Below are 13,962 nucleotides of genomic sequence, written 5' to 3'. Positions count from 1 at the left end.
CCAACCCAGGCCGGCTCTTCACTGGAATACCGGATATGTCCGCCAACCCCGGACGTTCGCTTACCTCAGTCATCAGAACCGACCGCCGGAATGATTCGTTGCCGTAAATGGCCATGATTCTCCCCTTCTTCAGTGACGAATACGATCACTGCCGGGGTCTAGGGCAACACAACGAATCTAACCCTGATCCCCCAACCAGTCCATGCGCCCTAAATCCGTAAGTCGAACCACTCTCCGCAAACTCGCGAGGCTTAGACCCCGCTCCAGCCAGTGAAAACGGCCCCAATACTCATCAATCGCTACTCATCAATCGCCTGCTCCGTCATCGGCGCTCTAGACTAATACTTGATAAGTATGCTTATACTTCGTTGATTGCAAGCGACGATGAATCCGCTGGCAATGCTCCTCCTCCATATCCTGAAGTTCGCCAAGTAGACGACTGACTCTGCGCAGCATCCGGGTTTGACGGCTATTTGCCTTTGAGAGGTCGCCATGATCACACGCACCAAACCCGCCCTGTTATTGCTCTTCCTATTTCCCTTGCTACTCATCGGCATTGGTCCTGCTACCGCGGCCGGGGGCGGGGGCGGGACGGACAGTTCGCCCACCGTCCAACACGCCGTGAGCTTCACCGTGCAAAACGTGAACCGCAGCAAAATCCCATGCGAGGCCGATGGCCAAACCTACACAGTCCGCGGCCATATCACCGGCCCCCAAGCCGAGCTGGAGAACCCATCATCAGTTACTTTGTTTCTGCACGGATTGAGCTACGGCGAGTTTTTCACCAACTACACTGCCCAGCCTGACTACAGCTTCGCGCAAAAGCAGGCAGCCGCTGGGAACGTCACCGTCACCATCGACCGCCTCGGCTACGACTCATCCGACAAGCCAGCAGGCATGGGAATCTGCTTCGGCTCCCGCGCGGACATCGCAAATCAAATCGTCGATCAACTACGCAGTGGTCAGTACGGGATGGGCGACGGCACTGATTCAATCCCCGCGTTCGGCAATGTGGTTCTGGCCGGGCACTCGGTCGGGGGCATCATCGCCCAGGCTTCCGCCTACAGTTTCGACAACATTGACGCACTGATGGTCCTGTCGTATTCCGACACCACGGTCGCCCCGGCCGCAATGCAAGCCCTGGAAACCGCCGTCGCTGAATGTGAGGCCGGAGGCGGGCTTTCCGATGGTGACGCCGGGTCCCCTGGTTATGTCTTTTTCGGAGCAGCGACCCCGGAGAAGTTCATCATGGCGCACTTCTTCACCGATAACGCCGATCCGGTGGTGGTGGACACTACCGCGAGCATCCGAAACATGGACCCCTGCGGTGACATCATGTCCTACATGGCGGCCGTGGATACAAACAAGGCCAACATCGCAGCGATCAGCGTACCCACCCTGGTATTAACCGGCGGCGAGGACGCCATCTACCCCGTACCGGCCGACGAGCAGGCCGCCCTGCTGACCGGTGTCCAGGATCTTACCTCCGTCACCATCCCAGCGACCGGCCACGCCCTGACGCTGCACAACACCAAGGATGAATTCTCCACCGGAATCTCGACCTGGCTGGGCGAACGTAACTTTGAGCCCTCTCAGATGGGCCAGATGCCCGAAGGCGGCGCTGACACCGGCGTCGCAGGAACAGTTCAAACCGGATCAACCCTGAACACCTATACAACCATCGTCACCATGACAGGCCTGCTGTTACTTGCCGCTGCGGCAGTCTTGGTCCTAGACCATCGGAACCACCGGAAAATCCTCAAGTAACGCAACCAACGGTGTCACTGGGGCTGGCGTGATCAACGGTAGCCCCAGTGATGTCCGCCAGAGAACGTGTAATGATCCACCGCCTCCTCGGTCATCGGTGGTCTGGGCCGCCTCGAGGCCAACCTCTGGGACGTCGTATTCCGATCCGCGGTCGGTTCTCTCCGGGATCCGAACAACTTCCGTAAGCAATGGCGCGCTGCGCGGGACGAGCTCGGTTTCCAGTGGGTTACCCCCCACACCTTCCGGAAGACTGTAGGAACCATACTGGAGGCCTCCTCAGGCATGGCGTCGGCATCCGCACAGCTTGGCCATTCCAGCGAGAACGTCACCCGGAAGCACTACGTACAGAAGACTCATGTGGCGCCTGACAACACCGTTCTGCTCGAAGCATTTGGTCAGCGCCTGGATTGAATTCGGTGGGTTTCCGGTGGATGCCTACCTCAGACTTCCAAAGCAAAAAGCCCCTGATCCGCGTTTCCGCAGGCCAGGGGCTCTTTTCGGTAGGGCTGCTGGGGCTTGAACCCAGGACAAACGGATTATGAGTCCGCTGCTCTAACCAGCTGAGCTACAGCCCCGCACCATGACGCCGAAGCGCGCACTGTTTATTCTAACGACACCCAGGTTATTCCAAAGACGCCACTCCTCAGACGTCCTTCCAACATCGCCCGGCTGTCGATATTTGAGGGCCGGGAGGCCCCCTAGCCGAAACGCTTACACGGCTTCGGAGTCCCGCGAGTCGCCGTAGTAAAGACCCTCGAACGTGGCGAGGGTAGCGGTGAGAGAATGCACGTCCACCATGGATCGGCTTGCTTTGCCCATCCGGTCAAGATCAGCAGCAGGAAGGCTCAGCAGCTGAGTGATCCGGTCCGCCAGCTCGGTGCTGTCGTGCGGCGTGAACAGGTACCCGTTGACGCCATGGTCCACCAGGTGGGGCAGCGCCATCGCGTTGGCGAGCAGCACCGGGGTGGAAGCCGACATGGCCTCGAGGGTCACCAGGGATTGCAGCTCGGCGGTCCCTGGTTGGCAGAACAGCGCTGCCCGCAGATAGGTCCGCCGGAGCTCCTCATCGGTGATCATCCCGCGGAACACCACCCGCCCATCCAGACCCAACCGGGTAACCTGCGCCTGGAGTGCCGCCTTCACCTCGCCACCGCCCACAATCTCGAGATGGACGTTGAGCGCTGGAGCGGTTTTGGCGACAGCGTCAATCAGGACATCAACATGCTTTTCCTCGGCGAGGCGTCCGACGAAGAGCACAGTGGGGTGGTTCTCGGGCTCAAGTGCTTCACCGGGTTGCAGTTCGTAGGCGGAGGAATCGATACCGTTGGACAGCGGCAGCACCTTCCGCAGGAACGCATGCTCATGCATCGCCTTGGCGGCCAGCGGAGTGGGCGTGGTGACCACGGCCGCCTTACCCATGACTTTGCCCATGTCACGCCAGGAATTCTTCGCAACAATTTTCTTGAACCACTCGGGGAAAGGCAGGAACGGGTTCAGGTTCTCGGGCATGAAGTGGTTGGTGGCCACCACGCGGATGCCACGCTTCACCGCCTCATAGAGGGTGTACTCGCCCACCATGTAGTGGCACTGAATGTGCACGACATCGGGCTGCACCCGGTCAAAGAGCATGCTGATGTCCCGTTTAATCTCCCACGGCAGACAAATTCGCCAGTAGTCATGGGTGGGGACACCGTGGGACTTCAACCGGTGCACAGGCCACTCGCCGTCGGCCTCGGTGAAGCTCTTGCCGTTCTGCGTGCCTGGCGCCAGGACGTGGACGTTGTGCCCGCGAGAGTGCATTCCCTTGGCCAGCCGGTAGCCGAACTGGGCCGCCCCATTGATGTTGGGCGGGTAGGTTTCCGCGGCTATCAGGATGGTCAACGGCAATTTATCGGCCGGGTGGCTCACGGTGGATTCCTCTGTGGGTTACTGGCGGATGCGGCTGCTGGACAGATTGGGTCTCAGCTAGCGCCGACGTCGTACATCTTTTTGACGCTGCACTACATCGGGGTGATGGCGGGACAGCGCAATGACCCCCACAATAGCAACCAACGCTGCCATTCCCATGGCAATGGCGATCACCGATTTCACGTCGGATTCCAGCTCCCCCAGGATGATAATGCCCACCGCGATCCCCACTATCGGATCAATGACCGTCAGGCCGGCGATCACCAGGTCCGGCGGACCGGTCGCGTAGGCACTCTGCACAAACCAGGAGCCGAGAGCCGCTGCCACGGTAATCGCCACCAGCGTATAAAGCGGAACATTCAGGAGAAACCGCCCATTGGGGTCCAACAGGTGGGTGGCGATAATCTTCGTCAGCACTGCAACGAAGCCGAACAGCACTCCAGCACCCAGAATGTAGGCGAAGGCGCTGAGCCGGCGCCGGAAAAGCACCGCCAGGGATCCGAACAGGGCAACTGCGGCCGCCAGCAGCAGGACTGTGACCAGTTCCTGTTCCGGAAGCACCGCGTGGTTCTCACGGGTAACGTTGACCGCCAGCAACACGAATAAGGCGCTGCCGCTGACGCACGCAGCGATCGCGACGACGGTGGCCCGGTTGATCCGGATGCCCTGATCCTTGGAGTTCACGACGGTAGTGATCACCAAAGCGATCGCACCGATCGGTTGCACCACGGTGAGGCTTGCCATGCTGAGCGCGACGACGTTCAGCGCCATGCCGACCACCAGCAGGATCAGCCCGAGCACCCACCGCGGGTTGCGCAGCAGCCGGACGAAGCCCTTCGAGTTTAGTGAGAGGCCGCCGGTGTTGGACCGCACCGCGCTGCCTTGGCGCTGGGCTCCCACGGCAAGGAAACAGGCACCGACCAGAGCCAGCAAGATCGCTAGCCAGACCATGCGCCGCCCTTCGCGCAACGGGAGCGAAGGCAGTTAGCCTGCATCAACAGCCCCGGGCTGGGCAGATCCGCGGGATCTGCCGTCCGAACGGAACTTCCGATGGGCTGCGGTGAAATACCCGTAGAACGCTATCAGGTGACCGATACAGCCCAGGATAAGGAGAATATTCGCTGTGACGAGCAGCCACTGCAGGTCGAATCCGGGCACGCGGTGCAGCAGGAGCATTGGCGACCCGGTGAGTAGCAGCGCCGTGCGGATTTTCCCCACGTTGGTGACAGGAAGGTGCAACGGTCCGCGGAACAGGATCAGCGCGTTAAGGATGAGGATCGTGTCCGGGATGACGATAGTCCAGACCAACCAGGCTGGTGCGATGCCATCCACCACAAAAACCACTGCAATGACGATCAGCGCGGTGCGGTCTGCAATGGGATCGAGCCACTTGCCGACCGACGACACCTGGTTGAACCGCCGGGCAATATATCCATCAATCCAGTCGGTGGAACCGAGGACGACGAGGGTGAGGACCGCGAGGGCGTCCTCGTTGGCGACGATCAGGTAAACGAATAGCGGGACCCCGAGGAACCTGATGACCGTGATGATGTTGGGCAGGGTCCAGAAGGTCGCCAGTTCGTCGTTCTCGTGTCCCGGTCTGGCACCGGCCCCAATCAGTCTGATCATTTTCCCCTCCCCCCACCATTATGCAGGCAGGGCGGAATCGCCCGGACATCGGGTCCGATCGAGTCGGGGCGTTTCCTAGCGTGAGACCAGTTTCTTCACCATGACAACAATCGCCGCTACCGAGCCGGCTACCACTGAGAGCGGCTTCCACCGGTCGGCCAGAGTGACATTGTGCACGTGTTCCCGCGGTCCGGCGGGGCTGCGCTCCGGGATGATTGACCGTGCCTGCTCGGCGAGCCGGTTGGCACTGGTCTTGGTCGAGGCCTTGGCGTGGTTCCAACGTGACTTGACGTCGAGTCCGCGCCCCAGATCGTCGCGCAGATCCGCCAGGTGGTCCCGACGCGACCCGGACCGACTGCGCAATTCGCCGTACGACGGCGTCGGCTCCTTGGGCTTGGAATCCTCCGGCTTGTCGTCGGGCTTTTCTTCCTTGGGCTTTTTGACATCGAGGGTCGCTGGATCAAAGCTTCGGCCTTCACGCAGGACGCCGATGTCGTAGCGAATGCCACGAATCGCATCCTCGGGCAGCAGCGGGAGGGTTTTCTTGAACCTGGAAACACCGATCAGCGCCGTGATGGCAATGACGATCAGGAACAGAACCGCCACCAGCAGCGCTGCCAGCCAGCCGTCCATGATGGTGGCCAAGCCGAGAATCGCGGCGACGATCAATGCAACAGCGAGAAAGGCGAGGAAGACAACCGCGACAACAAGGAATGCGGCAGCGATGCCCGCCTTGATGCCCTTCTGCTTCATCTGCTCGAGTGCCATCGAGAACTCGTCGCCGAACTGGCGAGGCGTGAGCCTGGCTAGAAGCTTGACCAGTCCGAAGACTGATGGCTTGCTGGAAGTCCTTGTGCCACGTGTGCTAGCGGAGCTGTCCATAGCCCTGCCTCCATCCCTCGTCTAACAAGCCGCGTGAGCGGACCTGCAAGCTGCGTTAATGTTTTTCTAAAATTACCATTGAGTGGCTAATGCCGATTCTGTGTAAAGCCTACTTCAATAGCAAGCACACTTATCGCCCGCCGGTTGGCGAAGCCGCCTAAGATGGATCTCGACGGCAGCGTGGTGCGTTGTCCCTCCCCCAATCCCGGATGAGATTCAGCGCGCCAGGCACCAGTAGTCATTTATCCATTCTTTGAGGCCTCAGGGGCCCCGTGACACAGGGAAAAACCTTGGTCGGATAGGCACCAGTTGAGCACAGTAATTCACCCCGGCGCTTCACTGTCCCGGCGTCAGAAGCTGATCTACGTGGTGATCCTCGGCTCCCTCACCGCACTCGGTCCGTTCACTATCGATCTGTACCTCCCGGCGTTCCCATCACTACAGAGCGATCTCGGGGTGACCGAGGCAGCTGTGCAGCTAACGCTCACCGGCACTATCGTCGGGTTTGCCGTCGGACAGTTGATTGTCGGTCCGCTCAGCGACAAGGTGGGCCGCAGAGTCCCCCTGATTCTCGCGACAAGCGTCCATATCCTCGCATCGCTGGGTGCCGCGATGGCGACCGACATCACCACGCTGATGGTCTTCCGCGTGCTCCAGGGCGTTGGGGCGGCCGGCGGTGGCGTCGTCGCAATGGCGATGCTGCGCGACCTGTTCAGCGGGTATCCGCTGGTCAGGATGCTGTCCTATATGGCTTTGGTCAATGGGCTGGCCCCGATTTTCGCGCCAGTCATCGGATCGCAGCTGCTGCTCGTCATGCCGTGGCCGGGCATCTTCTGGTTCCTTGCCGCCTACGGGTTGCTCGTCATCATCGCCGTATCGGTGTTCCTTGTGGAGACGCTCCCCGCGGAGCGGCGGGGAACCTCCGGCGCCACCGCCCTGCAACGGTACCGGGCGGTCCTCACCGACCGGATCTTCATCGGCGTGCTGCTGGTGGGTGGCATGAACTTCTCCGGACTGTTCTCCTACCTCTCGGCGTCACCGTTCCTGTTCCAGGGCACCTACGACTTCAGCGAACAGCAGTACGGGCTGCTGTTCGCCGTGAATTCGTTGGGCATTGTGGCGGGCGTGCAGATCAGCTCGCGAGTGCTGCGCCGGATCGGCCCTCAGTGGGTGATGGTCTTCTCCACTGCGTCGATGCTGCTGATGTCCCTGCTCATTGTCCTCTTCGCGCAACTGGGACTCGGGCTGTGGGGGATCATTGTGCCGCTCTGGTTCTACATTATGTCGGCTGGGTTCACCTTCCCCTGCGTGCAGGTGCTCGCACTGACCAACCACGGTGCCCAGGCGGGCACCGCGGCGTCGCTACTGGGGGCTGTCACGTTCGGCCTGGCCGGGGCGATCTCTCCCGTGGTCGGCCTGTTGGGCGTCTCCGCGACCACCATGGGCGGCGTGATGGCCGCCTGCATCGGCGCCGGAGTAGTTTTCTTGTGGACCGTGGTCAGGCCACGGACCGTCCCGCCCCTGCGCTAGCCAGCACGGCGGCCCAGCTGGGGGCGGTACTCAGTTCCGTTCGGCCTTGCTGGAGATGTTGCGGGCCATCGACTTGAAGATGATTCCGTGGAACGGGAGCACTCCCAGCCAGTACAGCCGCCCGGCGAGACCCTTGGGGAAGAACACTGCACGCTGGGTGTACTCGCTGCCAGCGCCGTCGGGGCTCACCGACATTTCGAGCCAGGCGCGACCCGGAAGTTTCATCTCGGCGCGCAGCCGGAGCCGTTCGCCTCTGACAATTTCCTCGACCCGCCAGAAGTCCAGCGGATCGCCGGTCAGCAGTTGGTCGGCGTGGCGCCGTCCCCGTCGGAGCCCTACCCCGCCAGCCAGTTTGTCCATCCAGCCGCGGGCGGCCCACGCAACCGGCAGCGAGTACCAGCCGTTGTCCCCGCCGATGCCCTCAATAACCTTCCACAGCCGCTCGGGGGTGGCCTTGGATTGGTAGACCTGCAGATCGGTGAACACGGTGTGTCCGGCCCATTCGGGGTCGGTGGGCAGCGGATCGGCTGCCGTGTCAACGCGTGAGGCTCCCGCCCAGCTGGTTTCCACCTCTCCCCCGCGTTCCTTGCCCAGCGCAAGGTCGACTGCTGTGCGGTAGTTGGTGAGCCCGCCGTCGGGCACTGGCAGATAACCATCAATGTCGTGTTCCGCGGTGATCGCGTCGTGCTGCAGCGACTCGATCAGTGGCATCGCCATCACCCGTGGGATGGGTGTGACGAGGTTGACCCAGTGGCCGGCGAGCCGGGGCGTCAGCACCGGCAGGGCGAGGATCTTGCGGCGCGGCAGTCCGGCCCCGACGGCGTACTGGTTCATCATCTCGGCGTAGGACAGCACATTCCGTGAGCCGATGTCGAAGGTCCGGTTCAGGTCGGTCGGCAGGGTGAGTGCGCCAATCAGGTAGTGGAGCACGTCCCGGACGGCGATCGGCTCAATACGGTTCAGGACCCACTTCGGAGCCGGCATCACCGGGAGCACATCGGAGAGATGCCTGATCATCTCGAACGACGCCGACCCGGACCCGATAACCACACCGGCCTGATAGGCGATGGTCGGAGTTCCGGATTCCAGGAGAATCCTTCCCACTTCCTCGCGGGAGCGCATATGGGTGGACAGCTTTACATTTTCCGGGTGCAGGCCGCCTAAATAGACCATCCGCGTCACTCCGGCGGTGGTGGCTGCCTTCGACACCATCGACGCGATCTTCGATTCCTTGGTTTCGAAGCCTTTGCCGGTACCCATCGAGTGGACGAGGTAATACAACGTGTCCACCCCTGCGCAGGCTTCGGTGAGAGATGCCTCGTCCTCGAGGTCGCCCTTCACTACCTCCACCGACGACGCCCAGGGGACGTCCTTGAGCTTCTGCGGCGACCGCACCAGCACACGCACTGTGTGACCCTCAGCGACGAGGCGGGACACCAGCCGGCCGCCAATGTATCCGGTCGCACCGGTGACTAGGATCAGTTTGCTGTCTTGTTCCATTTCCTCAGCCTACGCTTCCCGTGGCATCCGGGGGACAAAAAACCCCTTCCCGCCAGCACGAAGCTGATGGGAAGGGGTTTGGTGGCTCCTCCGACTGGACTTGAACCAGTAACCCTTCGATTAACAGTCGAATGCTCTGCCAATTGAGCTACGGAGGAAAGCAGCAAATCCAACTTTACATACCAAGAGCGGGGAAGTGAAATTGGCCGGGATCTAGTCCGAGCGCAACTGCCGACGGCGCATTTCCAGTTCCAGAAGATCCCGTTGTAACTGCACGTATTGCTCGGGGTCGGCGGCGGCATCGACCCGCTGCAGCCGACCCTGCATCTCGGCCTTGAGCCGGGTGATGCGCAGCTCGTAGAGCCGGTTCAGAATGTCCCGGCAGTAGAGGGCGAGGGCGTCCTCGGCTTTCGACGGCAACGGCGTGACAGCCAATTCGGTCACCAGCCCCCGCAACACCTCAGGGACCTCCTGGCGGACCCGTTCCACCCACTGGGCCGGATCCACCCCGGCGGCACCGGCCGCCTGCACAGCGTCCTTCAACACGCCGTAGACGCGCTCCGAGAATTCCGACTCGGTAAAACGTTCCCAGTGCACCGGCTCCAGCAGGTTCGGGTATTGCAGGACCACCTCAAGGACTTCGCGCTCCATCCTGCCGATCGGGTCCTTGGGGTCCGGCCGCGGAAACTGCTGCACCTCGCCGCCCTGCTCCGATCCAGCGGGTGATGCCGCGCCGGAGGAGGAAGACGACGACGCACCGTGCTCGCGGGATCCGATACCCGATCCGGCTCCCTGGCCACCGCTCACCCCGGTGCCCTTCCGGGCAGCAGTGGACACCGCCCGGGCCACCTGGTCCTCGCCGACGAACTGCATGCCCAGCCAGCGAGACAGCTCGCGGGTGTAGATGGACCGTAGTGACACGTCGCGGATGCGGGCGACGATCGGCGCGGCATGCCGGAGCGCGTTGACCTGCCCTTCGCCGGTGGTGAGGTCGTAGTTGCCGAAGGATGCCTTGATGGCAAACTCGAACAGTGGCCTGCGGGACGAGATCAGGCCGCGGACGGCATCGTCGCCCTTGGCCTGGCGTAGCTCGCACGGGTCGGCGCCGCTGGGCTCTACGGCGACGTAGGTCTGCGCCACGAACCGCTGGTCCTCCTCGAAGGCACGCAGGGCCGCCTTCTGGCCGGCGGCATCGCCGTCGAAGGTAAAGACCACTTCCCCGCCGGACCCGTCGTCGGACAGGAGCCGGCGCGCAATCTTGATGTGGTCGGCCCCGAAGGCGGTGCCGCAGGTGGCGACGGCGGTGCCCACCCCGGCGAGGTGGCAGGCCATTACGTCGGTGTAGCCCTCGACCACTACCAGCTGACGCGATTTGGCGATCTCCCGTTTGGCCAGGTCGATGCCGTACAGGACCTGGGATTTGCGGTACAGGGAGGTTTCGGGGGTGTTGAGGTACTTGGGTCCCTGGTCTTCCTCGTATAGCTTCCGCGCCCCGAACCCGACGGTGTCGCCGGTAATGTCACGGATTGGCCAGATCAGCCGGCCACGGAACCGGTCGTAGATCCGCTGGTCGTTATTGGAGGAGACGCTGAACATGCCGGTGAGCTTGAGTTCGTCCTGGGTGAAACCCGTGCCGGTGAGGTGGGTCAGGAGGCCGTCCCAACCTTGCGGGGCGTAGCCCACCCCGAACAGTTCGGCGGCTCCCCGGTCGAAGCCGCGCTCCTGCAGGAACCGGCGGCCCGCGGCGGCACCCTGGGTGAGGAGCTGGTCGCGATAGAACTCAGCGGCGATCTTGTGGGCGTCGAGCATGCGTTGGCGTTTGCCGATGTCCTCCCGGCGTGGGCCAGTCCCGCCGTCTTCATACCTGAGCTCGAAGCCGATCCTTGAAGCAAGTTTCTCGACCGTCTCGGAAAACGAGGTGTGGTCCATTTTCTGGACAAACGAGATCACGTCCCCACCCTCGCCGCAGCCGAAGCAATGGTAGGAGCCCAGCTGCGGACGGACGTGGAACGACGGCGAGCGCTCGTCGTGGAACGGGCACAGCCCCTTGTAGGAGCCCACGCCAGCGGATTTCAGCGTGACGTACCCGTCGACGATTTCCTTGATGTCAGTGCGTTGGCGTACCTCATCGATGTCTTCGCGCTTGATGAGTCCGGCCATGAAAACAGTCTATGCGGCGCCGCTGCCCTGAGGTTCCGCCGGGACCCCTTGTGCAGGAGAAGTGCCCCACGCGGGACGGCCGGCTACCTGCGGCCGGCTACCAGCTACCAGAGGGACGGGACCGGCCCGACCGCCCGTCGGTGCAGGGCCAGGGCCGAGGCATCGGTAAGGGAGGCGACCTGGTCGATGATGACCCGCAGCCGGGCGTCGTCGTCGGGCGCGTCTTTCCAGTCCCCGGCGAAGGTGGGTTCGAGGAACCTGTCTCCCGCCGCTGCCATCTGGGCGACCAGCGAGCTGAGTACCTCCCGCTGGCGTTCGTAGACGGGCTGGCGGCGCTCGGTGGTCATCACAAAGGTGGTGGCCAGGCCCTTCATGACGGCGATTTCCAGTTCAGTGTCCTCGGGCACCACCATTTCCGCGTGGTACCGGGTGAGCGGGTCGTGTCCGTAGCGGGCGCGGGTGGCGGCGAGCGCGCTGAGGCAGAACCGGCCGATCAGCTGGCTGGTCATGTTCTTCAGGGCGGCCATGGACCGCCTGCTGCCGTCGGCGCCGCGCACCCAGATATCGGTCGCCTCGAGGCGGGCGAGGGCCGCATCCACCGCTGCGGGGTCGCTGTCCGGCAGATACCACTGCTGGGTGTAGCCGACCACCCGGGCGCGCTGGTCGGAGCTATCGAGCTGTTTGAGCTGGAAGTGGCCGGCGACGATGGCGTCTTCCACGTCGTGAACGGAGTAGGAAATGTCGTCGGCGAGGTCCATCACCTGGGCTTCCAGGCAGGATTGGCTGGCAGGGGCGCCCTCGCGGAGCCACTCGAAGACCGGCAGGTCGTCCTCGTAGGCGCCGAACTTGGAGGTTCGCTGCCCGTGACGCACCGGCGCGTTGGCCGCGGTCCACGGATACTTCGAGGCGGCGTCGAGGCTCGCCCGGGTAAGGTTCAGGCCGGCCGGGGTGCCGTCGCCGCGGATCACCTTCGGTTCCAACCTGGTCAGCAGGCGCAGGGTCTGGGCGTTGCCTTCAAAACCGCCGACCGAATGCGCCAGATCGTTCAGCGTTGATTCGCCGTTATGGCCGAAGGGTGGATGGCCGAGATCGTGGGCCAGGCAGGCGGCGTCGACAATGTCCGGATCGCAGCCGAGCGCACGCCCCAGTTCGCGGCCCACCTGGGCGACCTCAAGGCTGTGGGTGAGGCGGGTCCGGACGAAGTCGTCGGTGTCCGGGGCCACCACCTGGGTTTTGGCTCCGAGGCGCCGTAGCGCGGAGGAGTGCAGTACCCGGGCACGGTCGCGCTCGAAATGGGACCGATGGGTGCTCTTCGCGGGTTCGTCGACCCACCGCTGCCTGTCGGCGTCGGTGTACCCGGCGGTCACCGGCGCATGTGGGAAGCTCATGGGAGATTCAGCCACCTGAGACATCCACTTCCGCGGCGGAGATGTCCGCCTGCTGTGCATCGTTGAGGGCTCGTGAGTTCAGCCAGTCCTGCGGTAGGGAGGTCTTCTTGGGGCTGCCGGCACGGCCGCGCGGGCCTTCCGCGTCGACCCCCGGGTACGGGGAGTCGGCGTCGAGCTCGGCCAGCAGCTCACGCAGCACCTCAAGGGTGGGGACGGCGGCAAGTTTGGCGCGCAGCTCCCCGCCCACCACGTAACCCTTGAAGTACCAGGCCATGTGCTTGCGGATGTCCCGCAGCGCCATCATCTCGTTGCCGAAGGTATCCACCAACAGCTCGGCGTGGCGGTACACGGTCGCAGCCACCTGGCCGAGGCCGGGCTGGTGCCTGGTGCTGTCTCCCTCGAACGCGTTCATCAGGTCACCGAACAGCCACGGCCTGCCCTGGCAACCGCGGCCGATGACGACGCCGTCGACGCCTGTCTCGCGCACCATCCTGATGGCGTCCTCCGCCGACCAGATGTCGCCGTTGCCCAGGACCGGAATGTCGGGCAAGGCTTCGCGGAGTTCAGCGATGGCGTTCCAGTCGGCTTTGCCCGAGTAGAACTGTGAAGCGGTGCGCCCGTGCAAGGCGACGGCTGCGACGCCGCTGTCCCGGGCGATCTTCCCGGCTTCGCGGAAGGTCAGGTGATCCTCGTCGATCCCCTTGCGCATTTTGATGGTGAGGGGAATCCCGCCCTTCGACGCTTCCCGGACAGCGGTCTGCACGATTCCGGTAAACAGGTCGAGTTTCCAGGGCAGCGCCGCGCCGCCGCCCTTGCGGGTGACTTTCGGGACAGGGCAGCCGAAATTGAGGTCAATGTGGTCAGCGCGGTCCTCTTCGACGAGGATCCTGATGGCGGCACCCACAGTGACCGGGTCGACGCCGTAGAGCTGCACCGAGCGGACCGCTTCGTCGTCGTCGTGCGAGATGATCCGCAGGGACTCGGGGTTTCGTTCGACCAACGCGCGGGAGGTCACCATCTCCGAGACGTACAGGCCGCCACCGTATTCGCGGCAGAGGCGGCGGAACGCGGTGTTGGTAATGCCGGCCATCGGCGCGAGGACCACCGGTGTTTTGACGGTGATTCCGCCGAGCTGCAGTGGTGGCAGGTCAAGGCGCGTGTCGGCGGGCAGGGTCGATACAACAGTCACCTGTCCATT

At 63.2% G+C, this 13,962-nt stretch carries 11 protein-coding genes and 2 tRNA genes; 3 read left to right on the top strand and 10 right to left on the bottom strand.

Translation table 11 applies throughout. The features are described from left to right. The first annotated feature begins 492 nt into the window (after window positions 1–492). A complete protein-coding gene (locus ACX80O_RS13855; protein ID WP_459333783.1) occupies window positions 493–1,767 on the top strand; it encodes an alpha/beta fold hydrolase in 1,275 nt (424 codons plus the stop codon). Between the two features lie 93 nt (window positions 1,768–1,860). Next, window positions 1,861–2,178, top strand: coding sequence for a tyrosine-type recombinase/integrase (locus tag ACX80O_RS13850; RefSeq protein ID WP_459333785.1), 318 nt, complete (start codon window positions 1,861–1,863; stop codon window positions 2,176–2,178). 90 nt (window positions 2,179–2,268) lie between these two features. Here ACX80O_RS13850 and ACX80O_RS13845 read toward each other — a convergent pair. The 5 genes from ACX80O_RS13845 to ACX80O_RS13825 form a co-directional block, all read right to left on the bottom strand. Next, window positions 2,269–2,342 (bottom strand) — tRNA-Ile (locus ACX80O_RS13845). Between the two features lie 136 nt (window positions 2,343–2,478). Continuing rightward, entirely contained in the window at window positions 2,479–3,675 is a 1,197-nt protein-coding gene (locus ACX80O_RS13840; protein WP_459333782.1) for a glycosyltransferase, read from the bottom strand. Between the two features lie 57 nt (window positions 3,676–3,732). Next, complete coding sequence (locus ACX80O_RS13835) at window positions 3,733–4,626, bottom strand: DMT family transporter (protein ID WP_459333781.1); 894 nt, start codon at window positions 4,624–4,626, stop codon at window positions 3,733–3,735. A gap of 33 nt (window positions 4,627–4,659) precedes the next feature. Then, window positions 4,660–5,304: a CDP-alcohol phosphatidyltransferase family protein gene (locus tag ACX80O_RS13830; RefSeq protein WP_459307894.1), complete on the bottom strand. Its 645-nt coding sequence runs from the start codon at window positions 5,302–5,304 to the stop codon at window positions 4,660–4,662. Window positions 5,305–5,379: 75 nt separating this feature from the next. Further along, window positions 5,380–6,186 (bottom strand): phage holin family protein, encoded by an 807-nt coding sequence (locus ACX80O_RS13825; RefSeq protein WP_459333780.1) that lies wholly within the window; start codon window positions 6,184–6,186, stop codon window positions 5,380–5,382. Between the two features lie 309 nt (window positions 6,187–6,495). Between ACX80O_RS13825 and ACX80O_RS13820 the strand changes: the two genes are divergently transcribed. Beyond that, complete coding sequence (locus ACX80O_RS13820) at window positions 6,496–7,716, top strand: multidrug effflux MFS transporter (protein ID WP_459307892.1); 1,221 nt, start codon at window positions 6,496–6,498, stop codon at window positions 7,714–7,716. A 30-nt stretch (window positions 7,717–7,746) separates the two neighbouring features. Here ACX80O_RS13820 and ACX80O_RS13815 read toward each other — a convergent pair whose 3' ends face one another. The 5 genes from ACX80O_RS13815 to dusB form a co-directional block, all read right to left on the bottom strand. Beyond that, window positions 7,747–9,216 carry an SDR family oxidoreductase gene (locus ACX80O_RS13815; protein ID WP_459333779.1) on the bottom strand — a complete coding sequence of 490 codons (1,470 nt, stop codon included), beginning with the start codon at window positions 9,214–9,216 and terminating at the stop codon, window positions 7,747–7,749. An 82-nt stretch (window positions 9,217–9,298) separates the two neighbouring features. Then, window positions 9,299–9,374: transfer RNA gene (locus ACX80O_RS13810), tRNA-Asn, on the bottom strand. Between the two features lie 55 nt (window positions 9,375–9,429). Next, window positions 9,430–11,376 carry a DNA primase gene (dnaG, locus tag ACX80O_RS13805; RefSeq protein ID WP_459333778.1) on the bottom strand — a complete coding sequence of 649 codons (1,947 nt, stop codon included), beginning with the start codon at window positions 11,374–11,376 and terminating at the stop codon, window positions 9,430–9,432. A 104-nt stretch (window positions 11,377–11,480) separates the two neighbouring features. Beyond that, window positions 11,481–12,788: a deoxyguanosinetriphosphate triphosphohydrolase gene (locus ACX80O_RS13800; protein WP_459333777.1), complete on the bottom strand. Its 1,308-nt coding sequence runs from the start codon at window positions 12,786–12,788 to the stop codon at window positions 11,481–11,483. Beyond that, complete coding sequence (gene dusB, locus ACX80O_RS13795; protein WP_459333776.1) at window positions 12,772–13,953, bottom strand: tRNA dihydrouridine synthase DusB; 1,182 nt, start codon at window positions 13,951–13,953, stop codon at window positions 12,772–12,774. The genes ACX80O_RS13800 and dusB overlap by 17 nt, the downstream gene beginning before the upstream one ends. Window positions 13,954–13,962 lie beyond the last annotated feature (9 nt).

It is taken from the genome of Arthrobacter glycogeni (assembly GCF_054511155.1).
Note: the sequence above shows the minus strand (reverse complement) of the source record. Positions and strands in the feature narration are given on the sequence as shown.